This is a genomic window from Ornithinibacillus jepli, from assembly GCF_047228935.1.
GTDB lineage: Bacteria > Bacillota > Bacilli > Bacillales > Amphibacillaceae > Ornithinibacillus.
In genome coordinates, this window is the sequence record NZ_JBFEGG010000002.1 from 432834 (window position 1) to 450424 (window position 17591).

Consider the following 17591-nt stretch of genomic DNA (forward strand, 5'->3'; position numbering starts at 1 on the left):
AAGAAAAACCCCTAAAAAGGGGCGAAAGTTCTCATAGTTCTGAATGACAATTATTCATAAACAAATCTATAGTTTGTATGAATTTATCTAAGTTGGGTTCAAAAATATTATGATCCGATTCATCAAATACGACTAAGTTTGCTTGGGGCAATTTCTCTAAATATTGTTTTCCGGCTTCTAATGATAACGCTCCTCCATGTTTCCCGGCACGAATAATAAGGACGGGGCATTCAATTGATGATAAATCATCCCAAAATATAACTTGAGCAGACTCTTTTTGTATACCAAGCAATGCTGTATGACTCATTCTTTGAGATAAAGGTTTTCCCCTCCAAGGCGGTAAGGATGAGAAAAACTCAACCCACCCTTGAGGGAGTTGTGTATGAATAGCAGGATAGTCACCAATGATTAATCCTTTAACTAAGTTTTTGTTTTTTAGCGAGTATTTAAGTACATATGAAACACTTCTAGAGTAGCCGAATAAAATAAAGTCTTTCAGCTCCAGATACTTAACAACAGCTTCTATATCACTGATATGATCATCCAAACTATATCCAGTTTCTGGCGTGTCGCTTTTGCCACGCCCCCTAAGCGTGATACAGATACAGTGTCTAGGAGAGAGATTTTCAATTACCGAAATATAATCTTCTGCCGATTCCGAAAGTCCAGGAATAATTACCAAAGGAGCCTCTCCCTTTAAATTAGCATTTATTTCCACATAGTGTATGTTAATACCGTTATTATCAACCCAACTATCGTTATAAATCATTTGATCATTCCCACCTTTTTTATAAAATAATAGATTATTTTATTTAGCTTGAACATACGGTGCTGATGATTTGAATCTTCTACTTTCCTAATGCGTGAAAAGGTAGAAATGCATGAACACCTTTGCAAACATTAACAATTTGAGTTATTCGTAGGTCAACGACCATCGTAGCGTATGCATACGCCTCTGTTCGTGATATCTTATATAAAGATGACATTAAATCAAGCATCTCACTTAAAGCTAACCACATAGCTTCTTCAAGATTTTCATGAAACCCCATTGTTAGCCAACCAGTATTTGTTTTTGCTCTAGGCATTTTAATCTGAATATCATGTCTTACTGTAAAGGTTATATTTACTTTTTCCATAGGACATTCTAATGCGGGCCCGCTAACTTCTCCATCTCCCTGCACAGCATGCCCATCTCCGGTAGAAAACAGCCCTCCATCTACCTCAATAGGTAAATATAATGTACTTCCTGCTTGCAACTCTTTACAGTCCATATTCCCTCCCGTCGCCCTAGGTGAAATAGTTGTATGTTGTCCAGGTATACAGGGTGGCATTCCCATAATTCCCATGAAAGGATTTAGCTTTACAGTAAAATCAAAATTTCCAAATTGACTTCTTCCAATCATTCGATTAATATCTAATTCAAAATCTAGCATCACTTCTTTTTCCTCGACCATTTCTAATTTCTTATTCCAGTAGCTAGGATATCCCCCTGCTGAAGTCCATCCCCATGAGCCAGGTATAATTTCATTAATCTTAATTTCTAAAGTTTGACCTGGCTTTGCATCCCTAATGTAAACTGGGCCGACTAATGAATGGCCAAATTGTTTTGGCATCCGTGAAGGTTGAACATCACTGAATCTTTTTCTAGGTTCCCCTAATGCTTTCCGCTTCTCGACACCCCACGCACTGTCTAGTGTTTGAAAATGAACTGTATCCCCTGAATCTATTTCTAAAGCAGGTTCTAAATCTTTACTGAAGAAACCGTGGAGTGACTTTGAACTCGGGTTTAATCGATAAATTTTTGACATATGTGAAGACCTACTTTCAAATCCTAGGATTGTAAATTCCCAATAAACTCTAATTCTGATACATTTTTAGAATCAACGGCACTGTTCATAATTTCTTTCACATCATTCAAAGTATCTTGAAGACCAACAGCTTGGCCTGGTTTCTTTGTAAAGGGCTCGGCAATATAAAAAGGCTGAGTTAAATATGCTTCAAGTCTCTCGCCTCTTCGATATGTTTGTAACTCAGAAGTCGGAATCCGTTCAATCCCGCTAACATTCACTAATGAACGGAGTTCCCGATAACGGCGAAGAATTTTTAGGGCCTTTTGTTGAATTGTAAAGTGTTCCTGATCTAGATGAGCTCCTTCGAGAACCGATGATGTTGAAATTAAAGGATTAACGGCTGGATAGCGATGTCTTGCAACAAGGTCAGCATCGAATTGCCATAATGTTTCAAGTGGTCCATAAGGTAAATCTTCATCAACAACTTCGCCTGTCAAATCAACGAGGAAAGTTGTAACAGAATGAATTCCAATCTCTTGAAGATTATCCTGCAGTTGTTGGATGCCTCCTGTAATAACATGTGTTCTGTCTGCAATAAAGATAACATCTTGGTCTCCACCAATATTCACAATATTGTCATATGTATCTTCAATTGTGTTTGTAATAATTTCTGCGTTTTCAATGACATCATTTAATCCTTGGTGTTTACCTTCAGGCATTAAAAAGATTGTTTTATATACATTCTTAAACCGATAGAGTAATTCTGCTAATACAACGAGCTGCCCCATTCCTGGGCGAGCAACCAAACCAACAGTACCCCCTTTTGCTAATGGAGCAAATAAATCTAAAGTTTTAATTTGGGTTTCTATCATTTCGGTTTTCTCCACTTTGATAATCAGATCATCTAAACTGCAATCGGCTAATGATGCCAGTGCAACTAAGGTTCGAACCTCTGCTCTGCCAACAGGTATTTTTCCAGTGCATAGATTAGAAACGGTAGCTGGTCGCAAGCCAACTAGCCTGGCTGCACTTGTTAGATTCGGTACTTTCCTACGTAATAAACTTACATTTAGTCTTAAGTCATCTACTTTTTCCATAACCTACCTCCTTTACTTTATATAGTAAAATATTTTTCATTGTAAAGCAACAGTAAATTACTCTTTAATTTAATTTTAATTACTTTATGAAGTAAAATAATAAGAAAGAGGTGCGTTAATCACAACATAAAGATAAATAATTTTATCGTTCAAATTATTGTGCGAATTGATAGCCTTAGCTTAACAAGCCAAATTAAAAAGTCGGTTCCCTTAGCGTGCAGGAATTCGACTTTTTTAAATTGTTGAAAACAAGTTATTCATTCATCTTTAACTAAACTGCTCCGTTAGCTTAATAGGATCTATATAAATATTGACACAATATTCCGAAAACAAAATTAGTATTATAACCACATAAAAAAGGGTGGCCCCCACTTGGATCCCCCTCTATAACTATAGCACCCTATAGTTTAAGTACATTGTTTCATTATAAATCCGTATTTGATTTAGCTTGAATTCATTTTGTTATTTTTGAAGCCTTTTTGCTAACTTTAAGAACAAATATAATAGTAATAGTGAGTAAATTATTATCCAAATAAATGGAAATAAAGAAAGATCCACGACATTTTCACCATTCCAATTGATTAGAGGGATTTGTGTACTTGTTGCCGGGGGAATTAGCCAAACTATACTTTTTAGATATGAGGGCAGTGCATCATCAATTCCTAGAGCTGCTAAAGAAATAATGATAGTGAGTGCTAACCCCCCATATGAATTAATAGCACTTTCTGTTATTATTTTGCTAAATAAACTTGCAATGCTAATTCCTAATATCGATAGAAAAATATGATTTCCAATGGATACCATACCAATAGTTAATGTTACCGAATCACCAAACATGCCAAAAATAATCGGATAGATAAAAGCATAAAGTGTTAGTATCAAGGAAATTAACCAGACAGATACTAATTTTGATAAATAATAGCGATTCTTACCACCAATATGAAGAATCATAAGTTGTCTTTGAACAGGTGTGTCTAGTGATAATACACTAATACATAACCAAGCAGAAATAATATATATAATTATTGCCGTTACAGCATAACTATCAATAATCGGATTTGGTTTATAAGAATAATTGACAGCTATTAAGATAATGAATGTTGAGATAGGTGGAAAATACTTATGGGAACGAAGATAATCATGTAAACTATATTTTATAAGTGACTTCATCGCATTCTCTCCATATCTTCATCAACTATTACTGTTGATACAGCCTCAATACTTCCTTCAAGTTGAAGAACTCTTGATAGAATCAAATCACTCTCTTTTATCGGAACATAAAGGTATAGTTGTTTGTCTTTTTCTTCCACTTGAATTATCTCGTTCCACTCTTTAACGAGTGATTTCTCTACGTCTCTTACTACCAATAGTTTAATAGATTCCTTTTCAATAGATTCTGCCTCTGAAATATTTCCATTCTGTAAATAAAAAGTGTTATCTACTATTGATTCAAAAACATTAGATTCATGGTAGGTTAACAATATAGTGGTTCCTTGCTGTTTCAATTCTCCTATTATGTTCACTAACTCGTCCTGTGATTCGGAATCAAGTCCAGATAAAGGCTCGTCTAAAATTAGTAGGTTGGGCTTCTGTAAGATTGCCTGGATAAGACCAACTTTTTGAATATTACCTTTCGACAGTTCCATTATTCGTTGTCTATCCAGTCCATCTAGTTGAAAGCGATGTAATAAATCATCAATTCTTTTAGTAAGGTAATCATTTGAAGATCCATTCAACTTCCCCATGTAAAGTAAATATTCACTTGGGGTAAATCGAATATCTTTTGGAAATCTTTCGGGTACATATCCAATTTTAATCTTTTTGTTAGGATAATAAATTTTCCCTGAACTTGGTCGTTCAATACCCGCTATTATTCGTAATAAGGTGCTTTTTCCTGTCCCATTTTCGCCTAAAATTGCAAAGATTTGGCTTTGGTTGATTGTAAGTGAAATATTACGTAAGACATTTTTATTAGTATAGACTTTACTTATATTTTTAATTTCAACAAGTTTGTCCATAAAACTCCCCATTCTGAAGAAACGAGATTAGTTAATAGTCTCATAATCCCTCTACATTTCCCTGTAACTTAAACAATCCTGCCTCGTTAGTAAAATAACCTTATACATTAATATTAACATAATATTCCAAACAGTTATAAAAAAATAAAGACCATTAATTTGATTACCCCTTACTTCACACTTGTACCCGTTACTTGAATAAGGATTGAACTTTTAATGCAACTTCTTTTGGTAGGCCCCAATAAGCAATCAAATATCAATTAATGTAATAATATAAGCCATACTAACCTCAAGTATGGCTTACATTTATAAATATAATTTATGTAATTTTTATTTGAAACAAATCTGTATTTAAGTCCTTCTCTTCAAGAATATTTTTTACTATATATTGTATTTCAGATTCATTTACTTCATTTATTTTTCCGTTTATTCTAACCTCTAAATTAACTTTGTCTGGGTAAACAAGAATAATTAAACCATTATAGGCATATCCTTTTTCAATCAATTTTTTACCCATGCTATCATTTAAGTTGCTCTTTTCAACTTTCTCTTTTAATTTATTAGCTTGTTCAATTGCTTCTTGTGTATAAGGAATATCTGCATTAGTTTCACCAAATGGGTTAAAGAAAAATATTAAAAGTGATAATAGAATCAGAAAAGTAAACATACCAATGATTTTGTGTTTGTTCAATTAAAGACACCTCCATAAAATGTTAATTTTACACTATGAGTTGTCCTTGAAAAATATGCTAATTACTTTTCAACTAACCTGCTCCTTTAGTATACCTAGTTCTACAAAAATAGCGTTAATCCTTCTTGAATTAACGCAACCATTACTTTTAGAGAAGTTTAGCCATTAACTATATCAGATTTCAGCTTATCAATATAATCTTTCCCCTCTAATAGTGATAGACCTAAAGTTTCTCTTGCCTTTTTTACCGCTTTTACGTCTTCACCGGCCTTAATTAGCTCACGCAGTTCATCATTTATTGGGTTATCGGGGAGTCCTAATTGTTTAGTTAATTGGTCTAAGCTATATTGCATACTTTTCATTCGACCATCTAACTTATCCAACTTAACAGACAAATAAATTATTATGATAAGAGCTATGATTATAAGATAATACTCCATTTAATTGTACCTCCAAATCTTACTTCTTTACGCTAACTTAAATACGAATTAAATAAATAAAAGGTTCACTGTTTTACTAAACTGCCTAGTTAGCGTGATTACTTCTAACTAAAATATTAACATAATATTCTAAGTGAATTATTCTGATCACCTTGCTTTGCTCTTACACGCAGTGATGGGATAAGGTTCTATTTTATTATATATTTTCGATTGTTCATTATTTTATTTACCACATAATCAATATCATCAGAGGCAATTTTACTTGTATCAAAAATATGCTTTTTATCTAATCCTGATTCCATAAAACTCATTAACTAATATTAAACATCTATCACCCATTCTATGCTCAGGCTTCCGCATATTATCTCTATTAACTAATGTCTCAATATCAGTCCATAAAACTACATAATTAACCTCTACATTTAATCTCATAAGATTTTCACTTAACCATTTTGCCTCTTGAGGAAAGGTTACATAATCAATAACTACATCATTACCATACCTAAGAAAGTTTTTTGTAGGACTTAAAATATTGTCCCAAATCAAAGAGGTTTCTTTTTTGCTTTCCCAGGGCTTTTTTCTCCCGTTAACGTGCATATGGCTAACGTAGTCACCAGAGATATACGCACTGTTTTTTGATGTGTTTACGAGTTCTTTTGAAGTTGTTGATTTACCTACACCAGCTGTTCCTGATATTATATAGACCTTATTTACTTCCTTATTATTTTTTTAGAGAAACTCCCCCTAAAAATAATAACCATAAAATATAATTCTTTGTTTTTAAGTAACCTGCCCGTTAGGAAAATAAACATTGGATCAACTTGAACAAACGCACCCATTAATGTAAATAGATTACATTACTAAGTCAGTGACCATAAAGGCAATGTATAGTAAAGTAAGTGTTATAACAGATAATAAAAAGACCTTTAATTTCTCCATATATATTCCCCCTTTAACTCTTCTTCTCCTTTAGTACAATATGCTCTACAAAATATTAGCAATAATCCTTCTTAAATTAACGCACCCGATAGTTGAACAAGCAATTCAGCATTTATTGCACAATATTCTCGTAATGTTCATAAACCTATCTTCTTAGCAGTTCATTTGATAAAATATTATTAGTATTTATAAAAGGAGGTATTTTCTCATGTATGAGTACAAATTCGAAAGAATTTCACTAACATTTCCCTCTATGAGTGATTCAAAACCATCAGAAAATTATCAAGATATTATTCATCAACATGCTAAGGAAGGCTGGAAACTGGTACAGATTTTTGCACCAAGTACAAGGAGTTCGGGAACATCAGGATATTTTGAAATAATCTTTGAGAGAGAAAAAGACGGTAGTTTGTAATTATAGAACCACATGTAGAAAGCGTGGTAATTTCACGCTTTTTTATTTTTTAAATGGACCTTTTTTTATTGCACATCGATAGTCAAATGCGACATTTATAACGAACCACTCAACCTGCTCCTTTACTTTAAGAACAAGGATGCATATTAATTAATTTTAACATAAAATTCCATCTAAACTGTGTGATTATCCAAATAGAAGAAGATCTCCATTAACATATGACGATCCTCTTGTTATACTAAAGCACCCGTTAATGCAAGAAGGATTTTTAATGGTTTTTAACTAAATAATGAAGTTCTACAAACTGATTAAAGTTTCTCATTCCTTTTAACGAAAGGTCTAAATTGTACTCTCCCTCTCTAAATAACGGAATACCATTTCCGATTAGAGTTGGGGCAACCGTTATGATAATTTCATCTACTAATTTTTCTTGTATAAAAGATTGCAATAATTCTCCCCCACCAACAATCCAAATGTTTTTCCCATCTTGACTCTTTAGCTTATCAACAAATTCACTTACATCGTCATTAACAAATTTTACATATTCGGTATCCTCAATAGAAGACCTTGTAAACACATAGCATTCTTTGTTTTTATATGGAAATTCCTCAATATCTTGTTTCATTACCCAATCGTAAGTCCTCTTACCAAGTAAAACCGTATCCACCGTTTCATAAAACTCTAAAAATCCGTTATCACCTTCACCTTCGACATTGAATAGCCACTCAAGTGACTCGTCTTTTGTAGCAATATATCCATCTAAACTCATAGCAATAAATAATACCAAATTTCGTTTATTTTCCATAAAACCCTCCATCATTTAAGAATATATGTTCGTTTTTAACTTTAACAATGAATAGTTCATTCTTCAACTCTTCTGCCCCTTTAGTTGAATAACCTATCTTAACTCTAACATTAAATTCCATTCAATTCACCAGAATATAATAAAAACTTATTTTATTCACCTTAGTGGTGAAGATGTTATAATAATATTTTTGAGAGCGAGCAGTTATGTTATTATCGGAAGACGCAAAGGGTTATGATGCATATAAGAGAATTGAGGGTTTTTCTGTATAAACATTAAATGCTTATAGGTTGCAAGCAAAGCTACTAACGGATTACTTTGGGAATATCGACTCAACTACTGAAGGATTATTTAGCAAAATAGAGTAATAGATTAAAACCTTTAAGTTTGTCACATCGTATTAGATTTTTACGGTCAACAATGAACTACAAGGATATATGCAGAAATAAGTGTTAGACTGCGACAAGAGCTTTATAGAAAATATTTCTAAAATAATAAAGAGCAACCCATATTATAACAGCGTTCCTCTTTTCCCGTTATCGGTACAATGTTTGGTGAATAATTTCAATTTAAAAGTCTTGTGATAAAACCAAAACCATCTTCATCTTTTACTAAAAAATCAAAACCAAAATATGCTGCACTACCAAGTAAAATTGCCCAAGTTGCAATACTCGCTGTCATTAATGCTAACGTTTTTGAACGTGTACCACCAAATGAAATAGCTAGTAGCGCTGTTAAATGACTACCTACAAAAAACGGACCAATGAATGCCAAGCCAGGCAATCCATATTTATCCTAAATATTCTTCGCGCGCTTATTTTTAGACTCTCTTTTTTCTTTATTACCTTTTTTCTTCTTACGCCAATTGCGAATGGAGTCTACAAAAGCAATAAGTAAAAGTATCGTTAATAAATTTCCTAAAAAGGCAATGATGATAACTGGGATTGCTGGAATACCACCAACAACTGCAACTTGTATAAGTTTACTATTATTTTGCGGGAATATTCTTATAACATCGTATTTACCGAAAAGAATCTCGAGCTTATCTACGAATAGAGTAGACGATGTATTTGGATTTTTTATACTACGAATCTTCAATATTTCTTTAATCTTAATCTTACCTTTAAATGGACCAATTCTTACTACTAACAGTTCTCCTTTAACCTGATAACCTGTTCCAAACCAAATCCATAGCAACAAATTTAAAATCAATGCTCCTATGATGATATATCCTGGTATACTTTTGTACGAAATTGTTTTCCTTTTGATGTACTATGGCATCCTCTAGATTCATTAAGTTTAACTGTATCTCTTAGAAAAGCGTACGTTCTTTAACATTATTGATTTGAAAGAATCCCCATATAACTACTAATAATAGCAATACATTCAATCCAATTGAAACTCTAACGAATATTTTTTCTTTTTACTCAATACTCCTAAACCCCACTTATTAAACTCTTCTGTCCCGGTAGAAATTAATTATATATCATATCTGCAATTATAAAATAAACCGCTATCCCAATTGCTAATGCTAGGATTAAAAAAATGGTTGCAATTAATAGATTAAAAGCTATTTTAATTTCTTTTCTTTTTAGAATTGTTGCTATTCTTTTAACCGCCTTCCCCATAATTGCTTTCAAATTTACACCCCTTTTTACGCTCTTTAACCTTTTTGTACTCTGCTTTTCGTAATACCTATAAAAGCTTTTATGCCCACAATCCCAATTTTATCTATTAAGTAGTACATCAATGTCTAGAAGAACGACAATAATCCATTAAAGGTATAACTGTAAAGTCCTCTATTTTCATAGGTTGCATAATAAATTAAAATACCGCTTAGCCTAATTGCCAATGCTCTTGTTGTACTATAGCACCCTATAGTTGAAAAGCACTTTAAAGATCCAAAAAGTTATTTATTCAATTGCCAATAAATCATATTATTATCAGTTTGTATTTTTTTCATATTCAATTTCTCTAACACTTTAATTGAAGGGGTATTATCCACAAGACATTCAGCAGTTATTTTATTTACCATATTGGAGGTAAATGCCCAGTTAATGATACATCTTAATGCTTCCGTTGCAATACCTTTATTTTGTTCTGAAGGTGTAATGCCATAACCAACCTCAACAGATTTGTGTAAGTCAGGCTTACCTTTAAAGCCAATATCCCCGATAATTTTATTCGACTGTTTATCAATAACAAGCCAAACACCCCACCCTAATAGAGATTTATCTTTTTTTAATTCTTTCAGATACATTCCAATATGTGCTCCAAGCTCGTATTCTTCTGTTGAATATGTTGATAATGCCTTATCAGAACAAGGGGTAAGTTTTAATCTTTCTGTTTGTAGCTCCATATTTATTTATTTCCTCACTCTCTCTACTTTCAATCTTTGATAACTTACATAAGAATTTTTAACTGTACAACAATCCTGAACTCTCTATTTGTATATCATGGTTTATAGCTAACAATGATTGTATAAGTCTTTTTTCTTTTTGGGGGGATATTTTATCACATCATATTTACCGATAGAATCTCCAACTTATCAACAGTTATAGAATACAGCGATTGTTCTTCAACTAATGCTGCCCTGTTAGTAGTATTACTACACATTTAGTTGAAGATAGAAAGCCAGATCTTCAACTCTCTATCCGTTTCCTTCTTAATCTATTTTCATCACAATTTCAAGGCCAGTTGGCTCTTCGTTAAAAGAGTCACTATATTCCCTGAAAACTAATTCCTTTTTAGAAACATCGTCAGGTAATGGAGGAGAGACAATGAAATTGTATGTATAATGTCCTGTTGATCCTCCAGCACGGTCCAGTCGGCAATCATATTCTTCACCTAAAAACAATTCAAAATTAGTTTGATGATGAAAGTTCATTGGAGACTCTATCTCTTCATCCCAATCAATATGGAGTTGTATAACACTAGCATTCTCATACTGACGAATAACTGTTATTGAATAAACACGATTACCTTTTTCAATGGATTGTAATACTGATAAATGTTTTCTAAATCCTCTCGGGTCAATACGAGGTTTAAACAAGGCGTCATTTCTCATTGTTTCAAATAACGACTTTAAATAATCTTCATACAAATCATACTTAATAGCCCAATTTGAAAGAACATCATCGGATGGAAAACCAGGGTTATTGTTAGATATTTCATTACGTTTTTTTAACAAAGAATATATTTGCTCATCGATTGTGATTAATCGTTTATCATAATAATCTTTCAATCTTTTCATTTTTAGTCCCCTCCTTAACAAAGCGCAAGTACTTCATATTTAAAAATTAACATAATATTCAAAATATATTATAAAAATAAAGACCATCAAAATGATGTTCATTTATTTCACTCTAGCACACGTTTGTTGAAGAATTAATAATAGATTTGAATCGTTATTCCACAGTCAGTTTTGTACTCACTTCATAAAGTTTATCTGATTCCCAATATCGTCCCACTGCACCATTTCCAAAATTCTGTTCATCTTTACAATAGCCAATCTCAAACAAAACCTCACTATCATGTTTGAAAAGTAATTTATAATCTGGCATTGCCCAATCAATATTTGCAGTTGAATGTGTTCTTGCATTGTCTAAATCTTTTACAAGTTCTTCTATAAACCCTTTATCATCGATAGTAGCGACCTGTTCTTTACTGTCCCATTCATACACCTCGATACTCGTAACATCGTCACTTAGATTTAGATTATTGTTTTGACAACCCATTAAGACAAAAGAAAATAATAAGAGGATGTAAATCAATTTGATTTTTTTCATTAAAGTATACCTCCTTTGCTTAATTCGACGTTATGGATTGATGTACAGTTTCATATTCTTGTTAAACTATCCTGAACCGTTACTTCAATAACTCTAACTCAATAATAACACAATATTCCAAATACATTTTGAAACAAAAAAAGACGATCTGATTTAAAGACCGCCTTGTTCAACTCTTGCACCCATTAGTTTAATAAGAATAGGAGTCGCCAAAACAACTCCTTAGTCATAAGCCTTCACTCATTTGATGGTTTTAAGGTAGCCAATCATGACAATTATTAGCTAATTTCTGTAACTCCTTAATAAATAGACTTGCGTGGTATCCATCGCAAACAGCATGATGAATTTGTAATGAAATAGGTAACAACGTTTTATCATTGTGGTTAAAATATTTCCCACCTGTAACTATGGGTAATAAATAGTCGTTATCGTTATTGATATTAAGGTTAAAACCAGTAAAACTAACCCATGGAATACTTGATATATGAAAAGAATTTTTCGGTACATTATCTTTTGAGTCAAGTTTCTTAACATCAGTGTATTGCTTTATATCTTCTTGATAGATCTTATAAAAGACACTAAATTCATTAGAAAACTCAGTCCATATACTTGAGAATGTTTTGTTATCATGGTGGAAGATTGTATAACTTGGGATTACTTTATCCCAATATCCTAAAGCTCCCTCTTCATTAAAGCTAAATCTAAATTCTTTATGTGAATTTACTGTTTTAGTGACCATGTAAATAAAGGCAGGATATAATTTAATTTCCTTGTTCCGAAGCTGTTCCAATAGGGTTGTGATGTCTACATTTACTGTAATGCTAAAAGTACACTTCTGATTAATAAAATGTTCGAAATACGGTCTTCTTTCCCAATTCTCTCTATCAACTAAATTAAACTTCATTTGATAAGCCTCCTAAAAAAATGTTTTTTTGTTTTTAGGAGGCTAATTGTCTGCTTTTGCCAAACCCCTCACCTCTTAATAAAACGTTTATTAAATCAAGTAAATAGAAATTTTGTTCAACTTATCTACCCCGTTATCATAGTAACATCTAATTAAATACTAACATAATATTCCAAAAATAAAACTTGAATTTAAGCCATAAAAAAAGGCGATTACAATTGGATCATCCTTGTTTCACTATTGCACCCTTTACTTTAATTACAATACTTCACAATCTGACCGGACTGCGACATACTTTATTTATTCATTTACTGTTGTGGCAGTTGTCTATATAATAGATTTAATATTTTTTGATTGGAGTGCCAGTAATGAAAATAAAAACGATACAAGCTAACGGACATAACATTACAATAGCTAATACAGATACTATTGTTCTTTCGGATGAGCAAAGTGCATTAGACTTTATTATGACCATAAGCAGTGAAACGAACAGTAATCGAATTGCATTATTCAAGGATGCAATTTCAGAAGATTTTTTTAAACTCAGTACAGGAATCGCAGGAGAAATCCTTCAAAAGTTTATTAACTACAATATTAAGTTTGCAATTATAGGAGATTTTTCATCTTATACAAGTAAACCACTGAAAGATTTCATTTATGAGTGCAATCAAGGAAATCATATTTTCTTTGTTTCATCAGAACAAGAAGCTATTGATAAATTATCTTAAAAAAACAACTTTCACTTTCAGAATCGGGCAATTAATTTGTCCGTTTTGGAAGTAATATTTACTACATAGTTTATCTCTAATGAGACAAAGGAAATATTCTTCTTATTGTATTATCCTGCCTCTTTAGTACAATAAGTTCTACAAAATATTAGCGTTAATCCTTCTTGAATTAACGCTCCCGTTAATTTAAGTACACTTTTTTACCTTAACTATTTATTTAATAGAATTTCCGTTTCAGAAATAAGTTCTTGAAGTATTTCAAGCCCCTGTCTTGTGCTATCTATGCTTGGAGAAAGTAATGTGATAATTTTATCTATTCTTTTCTTGTATCCCAGTGGCTTCGTATCAAACCCATCAATCATTCGAACTGCTTTTTTCTCATTGATACAATATTCTTCATTCATAGCAAATAAGACTTGATTTAGACATGAGATGGTTCGAAAACAGTGACCTGTAACATACGAAATATCATCCTTATCAACATTATCTTTAGCAAACATTAAAGAAAAGGATGCTTCAAACATAAAGTAACCAATTATTGCATCTTTTAAAGGTTTTGGATATGGCATGGTTTTGGATTTTAGCTTCGCAATTCGATTCGTTTTGTCATCCAGTATTTTGCAGATGGAGACTTCACCCATATACATAACATTCAGATAAGCATGTGGATGTCCAGTATGGTAATGAGTTAAAACGTTACCTAACAAACAATCATCAATTACTTGTTCCACTCTATTGACATCACGAAATATTAAATCAACGTGATAACCCTGAACAACAATCCATCCACCACCATTTATCCAAGCACCCCACTCGCCTAAAGATGTAACTAAATTCTCTCTATGTTCATCATCCATTTTGGTAGCAACTCTACTAACTTCGTTGACATCAAAACCTGCCGATTCATCATAGTATATTCCAATGTCAATATCAGAAGTTGAATGATTAGTTCCTCTTGCTCTTGAGCCTCCTAAAACTATTCCTACAATGCCAGGTAACCCTTTCAGTTCTTTAAATATTTCATTTAAAATATTTTGTGCAGTCATAAATTTTTCAACTCCCATATATTTAATATTATCTATCCGTTACTTATCCATTTCTTCGCCCTCCATTTCATTCAACCTGGCACAGTCGATTATCTTATATATAATTATAATATAAATTCTCTTTTTCAAAGTAATAAACGTATAAATTGGCTTGAAGGTTCTTCAACTCTTCTGCCCCTTTAGTACAATAAGCTATACAAAATATTAGCGTTAATCCTTCTTGAATTAACGCACCCGTTACTTTAAGTACAGTATTTTACAAGCATTCTATTGATACCACTTAGGTTTTAGCCTGTTAAAGTAATCATGATCTTCTAAATATATATAAACTTTATCTAACATCTCATTCATATTGTTTGGAATTGTTTTTAAAGTCCATACTACAGTTGAGAAAACGCACATTGCTAAGTAAAGTGAATACAATCTCCAAAAATCTTCATCTGGTTCTTTATTATTAAAATAACCTCTGATTTGTCCTATTGAAAAAGGAATGCTTACTCTACGACTAAAAATTCCTATCTTCAGAAATTCATGAATAGGATCTCCCCAATCATACCTATTAAAGTCTATAACTCCAGCGAATTTTTTATTATTCACAATGATGTTTCCAAGATGAAAGTCATCATGTTGAAATAAGTTCGGGCGTTGTTTAATGAGATGGATATTATCATCAATAAAATTCATTATTATTTGGTCATTTTTAACCTTGACCTCACACGCTAAGTAAGCATCAATATACTTCCTATGCTTTTCAACTTTTCTTGAATACCAAGAAGAGATATGGTCTGGAGCAGACAATTGATGCATTTTTCTTAATTCTTTTCCCGCCTCAATACCAATATTAAATTGTTCATGTTCTGAGTATTTTAAGATTTCATCCTCAGCATCCTTACCCTCTATGTATGATGTAATCATATACCCCCGATTCCCTACTTCACCAATTGAAATCGGTTGTGAACAAGTAACGTGATAATCCTGCATTTTTTCCATGATAGAGTATTCTGACCTCTTTAATTCCAACTCTTCTAAATTAAACATCCGAAGTAATAGCTTATTGTTATCTTGCGTATGTATTAGATATTTTTCATCTGAGGAAAAACCCTTTTTAATTTCAATTAATTCTTTGCAATTACTTATTAAAGGAATTTGTTTTATTAATGCTTTACTCACACCTTCACTCCCATCTGTACTCGATAAACACAATAACAATTTCTTTTTTAATAAAGTGGATCACTACTAGTTAAACAAAAGCACCCGTTAGTTGATTAAAATAATGGTGAATCAGAATCCCAAAAATTAGCTATATGTCTATCATTTTTTATATCATCTACTGTTTTTTTGAAAGCCAACATTACTTTTTCTAATTTCCCCGCATATATAACTGACAGAAAAGAATTAGTATCGCTTCTACCTTTACTCGTACATGGATAAACGTAAATAATGTAATAATACTTAGTTGGAGCAATTTCGATAAACCAGTGTGTAGCGTATGGATAATCGATATCATATCCTTCTTGATCGAATCTCAATTTATCTTTCTCACCTATTGGGATAAGAGCATAGTCTATGTATCTCATTCCTTTTCGTTTATGTGTTTGTCGTTCAGCTCGTTTTATTAAATTATATCTATTCCCCATTTTTTTCTTTAATCTTTTGTTCATTATTTTCCCTCATTCATCCACTTATTTTCTTCTTCAACTATCCTGCTCAACAGTTGAATAAAGGGTACAATTATTACTTCTTGAAGAAAAGCACCCGTTTGTTGAATATAGATAACTTTATTACCCTTCACCAATTCCAAGGTATTTTAAGATTTTGCCTTCCTCCGTCTCAACGATTAGAATATCTCCTCTTTCCTTTGCTGAGAAAATCTTTGTACCTACTGGTAGCTTATTCGACATTTCATCTATAAAGTCTGTATTGGAATCGTTTCTCATTTTTATTTCACCGATTTGAACGTCTTTTGTTAAAGATAATTCTTCTACCCAGTCAATGTTCGTCGCATAAATTACACCATCATATTGAAATATATCTGCATCAGGATTCATTCTTAAAACTTCTTCAGCTTCAGGATGATCTGTTGTTACATCTACTAATTCTGTTTCTTCTAATTTCTGTTACTTTATTTGTCTGTCCCCGATTCGAGCACCCGCTAATAATAAATAAAGTAATTAAAATTGAAATAAAAAGTAGTCTTTGCATCTTCACATTAATTCCCCCATTTATTGTAAAGACGGTAGTATTCTAATATATGTTCCTTCTTCAACTATCCTGCTCCTTTAGTACAACAAAATATTTAGGATTAATCCTTCTTTAATTAACGCACCCGTTAATGGAATAATTTATGATTTCCATTCCTCTAGTAAAAGTGCATAATAAAACTCATCCCACCATTCATTTCCTTGTGGTATACACTTTTTAAAATAACCTTCTCTTCTCATACCAATTTTCTCCATAACTCTCCATGATGGAATATTCTCAGGTTGACAAGTCGCAATTATCCTATGTAAATTCAATGTCTCAAAACCATATTTTAATACGGAATGTGCCGCCTCGGATGCATAGCCTTTATTGTGATAATTTGGATTGAACACCCAACCAATCTCATAAGTATGACTACCAAAATACTTATGGAATACCATATGACCAATCAACATCTGGTCTTTACGTAACAACACAGGAAAATTCTTAGCCTTTTCCCCACTGTTTTTCATTACAAATTCCTTTGCATCTTCTTCAGAAAAAACACCTTCAGGCATATATTTCATAACGTTACTATCAGATGTGTAACTATGTAAACTTTGCCAATCGCCATATGAAAATTTACGTATTATTAACCTGTCCGTTGTTATGTTCATTTTGTTTTCCCCTCGTAAAATTATAAACTCTTTTTATCTTCCACTATTGAGTTTACTACTCAATAATCTTGC

The 17591-nt window shown here is 32.2% G+C and carries 23 protein-coding genes; 2 read left to right on the plus strand and 21 right to left on the minus strand.

The genetic code is table 11. The features are described from left to right. Window positions 1-31: 31 nt before the first annotated feature. The 8 genes from AB1K81_RS10170 to AB1K81_RS10205 all read right to left on the minus strand — a co-directional run bounded on the left by AB1K81_RS10170 (window position 32) and on the right by AB1K81_RS10205 (window position 6735). Window positions 32-769, minus strand: coding sequence for an alpha/beta fold hydrolase (locus AB1K81_RS10170; protein ID WP_412976547.1), 738 nt, complete (start codon window positions 767-769; stop codon window positions 32-34). A 79-nt stretch (window positions 770-848) separates the two neighbouring features. Then, the gene (locus tag AB1K81_RS10175) at window positions 849-1808 is read right to left on the minus strand and encodes an acetamidase/formamidase family protein (protein WP_412976548.1); all 960 of its coding nucleotides are present in this window, start codon (window positions 1806-1808) and stop codon (window positions 849-851) included. Between the two features lie 23 nt (window positions 1809-1831). Next, window positions 1832-2887 carry a hypothetical protein gene (locus AB1K81_RS10180; RefSeq protein WP_412976549.1) on the minus strand — a complete coding sequence of 352 codons (1056 nt, stop codon included), beginning with the start codon at window positions 2885-2887 and terminating at the stop codon, window positions 1832-1834. Window positions 2888-3349: 462 nt separating this feature from the next. Continuing rightward, the gene (locus AB1K81_RS10185) at window positions 3350-4057 is read right to left on the minus strand and encodes a hypothetical protein (RefSeq protein WP_412976550.1); all 708 of its coding nucleotides are present in this window, start codon (window positions 4055-4057) and stop codon (window positions 3350-3352) included. Next, a complete protein-coding gene (locus AB1K81_RS10190; RefSeq protein ID WP_412976551.1) occupies window positions 4054-4905 on the minus strand; it encodes an ABC transporter ATP-binding protein in 852 nt (283 codons plus the stop codon). The genes AB1K81_RS10185 and AB1K81_RS10190 overlap by 4 nt, the downstream gene beginning before the upstream one ends. Window positions 4906-5224: 319 nt before the next feature. Continuing rightward, window positions 5225-5596: a hypothetical protein gene (locus AB1K81_RS10195; protein WP_412976552.1), complete on the minus strand. Its 372-nt coding sequence runs from the start codon at window positions 5594-5596 to the stop codon at window positions 5225-5227. Window positions 5597-5754: 158 nt separating this feature from the next. Next, a complete protein-coding gene (locus AB1K81_RS10200) occupies window positions 5755-6036 on the minus strand; it encodes a hypothetical protein (RefSeq protein WP_412976553.1) in 282 nt (93 codons plus the stop codon). Window positions 6037-6318: 282 nt separating this feature from the next. Then, on the minus strand, window positions 6319-6735 hold the full coding sequence (locus tag AB1K81_RS10205; RefSeq protein WP_412976853.1) for an AAA family ATPase: 417 nt from the start codon (window positions 6733-6735) through the stop codon (window positions 6319-6321). A 448-nt stretch (window positions 6736-7183) separates the two neighbouring features. Between AB1K81_RS10205 and AB1K81_RS10210 the strand changes: the two genes are divergently transcribed. After that, the gene (locus tag AB1K81_RS10210; RefSeq protein WP_412976554.1) at window positions 7184-7390 is read left to right on the plus strand and encodes a DUF4177 domain-containing protein; all 207 of its coding nucleotides are present in this window, start codon (window positions 7184-7186) and stop codon (window positions 7388-7390) included. 268 nt (window positions 7391-7658) lie between these two features. Here the strand turns inward: AB1K81_RS10210 and AB1K81_RS10215 are convergent, their stop codons facing one another. The 8 genes from AB1K81_RS10215 to catA all read right to left on the minus strand — a co-directional run bounded on the left by AB1K81_RS10215 (window position 7659) and on the right by catA (window position 12887). After that, the gene (locus tag AB1K81_RS10215) at window positions 7659-8195 is read right to left on the minus strand and encodes a dihydrofolate reductase family protein (protein ID WP_412976555.1); all 537 of its coding nucleotides are present in this window, start codon (window positions 8193-8195) and stop codon (window positions 7659-7661) included. A gap of 564 nt (window positions 8196-8759) precedes the next feature. Then, the gene (locus AB1K81_RS10220) at window positions 8760-8978 is read right to left on the minus strand and encodes a hypothetical protein (protein WP_412976556.1); all 219 of its coding nucleotides are present in this window, start codon (window positions 8976-8978) and stop codon (window positions 8760-8762) included. Between the two features lie 12 nt (window positions 8979-8990). Beyond that, window positions 8991-9395: a PH domain-containing protein gene (locus tag AB1K81_RS10225; protein ID WP_412976557.1), complete on the minus strand. Its 405-nt coding sequence runs from the start codon at window positions 9393-9395 to the stop codon at window positions 8991-8993. A 275-nt stretch (window positions 9396-9670) separates the two neighbouring features. After that, window positions 9671-9835: a hypothetical protein gene (locus AB1K81_RS10230; protein WP_412976558.1), complete on the minus strand. Its 165-nt coding sequence runs from the start codon at window positions 9833-9835 to the stop codon at window positions 9671-9673. Between the two features lie 269 nt (window positions 9836-10104). Beyond that, the gene (locus tag AB1K81_RS10235) at window positions 10105-10554 is read right to left on the minus strand and encodes a GNAT family N-acetyltransferase (protein ID WP_412976559.1); all 450 of its coding nucleotides are present in this window, start codon (window positions 10552-10554) and stop codon (window positions 10105-10107) included. Window positions 10555-10860: 306 nt separating this feature from the next. After that, a complete protein-coding gene (locus AB1K81_RS10240) occupies window positions 10861-11448 on the minus strand; it encodes a hypothetical protein (protein ID WP_412976560.1) in 588 nt (195 codons plus the stop codon). Window positions 11449-11602: 154 nt separating this feature from the next. Further along, window positions 11603-11983 (minus strand): hypothetical protein, encoded by a 381-nt coding sequence (locus AB1K81_RS10245; RefSeq protein WP_412976561.1) that lies wholly within the window; start codon window positions 11981-11983, stop codon window positions 11603-11605. A gap of 253 nt (window positions 11984-12236) precedes the next feature. Next, on the minus strand, window positions 12237-12887 hold the full coding sequence (catA, locus tag AB1K81_RS10250; protein ID WP_412976562.1) for a type A chloramphenicol O-acetyltransferase: 651 nt from the start codon (window positions 12885-12887) through the stop codon (window positions 12237-12239). A 368-nt stretch (window positions 12888-13255) separates the two neighbouring features. Here catA and AB1K81_RS10255 point away from each other — a divergent pair, with 368 nt between their 5' ends. Further along, window positions 13256-13615: a DUF4180 domain-containing protein gene (locus tag AB1K81_RS10255; protein WP_412976563.1), complete on the plus strand. Its 360-nt coding sequence runs from the start codon at window positions 13256-13258 to the stop codon at window positions 13613-13615. 209 nt (window positions 13616-13824) lie between these two features. Here the strand turns inward: AB1K81_RS10255 and AB1K81_RS10260 are convergent, their stop codons facing one another. The 5 genes from AB1K81_RS10260 to AB1K81_RS10280 form a co-directional block, all read right to left on the minus strand. Continuing rightward, on the minus strand, window positions 13825-14661 hold the full coding sequence (locus tag AB1K81_RS10260) for a nucleotidyltransferase domain-containing protein (RefSeq protein WP_412976564.1): 837 nt from the start codon (window positions 14659-14661) through the stop codon (window positions 13825-13827). Window positions 14662-14928: 267 nt separating this feature from the next. Further along, entirely contained in the window at window positions 14929-15831 is a 903-nt protein-coding gene (locus AB1K81_RS10265; protein WP_412976565.1) for an aminoglycoside phosphotransferase family protein, read from the minus strand. A 95-nt stretch (window positions 15832-15926) separates the two neighbouring features. Next, a complete protein-coding gene (locus tag AB1K81_RS10270; RefSeq protein ID WP_412976566.1) occupies window positions 15927-16322 on the minus strand; it encodes a hypothetical protein in 396 nt (131 codons plus the stop codon). 120 nt (window positions 16323-16442) lie between these two features. Next, complete coding sequence (locus AB1K81_RS10275) at window positions 16443-16709, minus strand: hypothetical protein (protein ID WP_412976567.1); 267 nt, start codon at window positions 16707-16709, stop codon at window positions 16443-16445. 294 nt (window positions 16710-17003) lie between these two features. Beyond that, complete coding sequence (locus AB1K81_RS10280) at window positions 17004-17519, minus strand: GNAT family N-acetyltransferase (protein ID WP_412976568.1); 516 nt, start codon at window positions 17517-17519, stop codon at window positions 17004-17006. Window positions 17520-17591 lie beyond the last annotated feature (72 nt).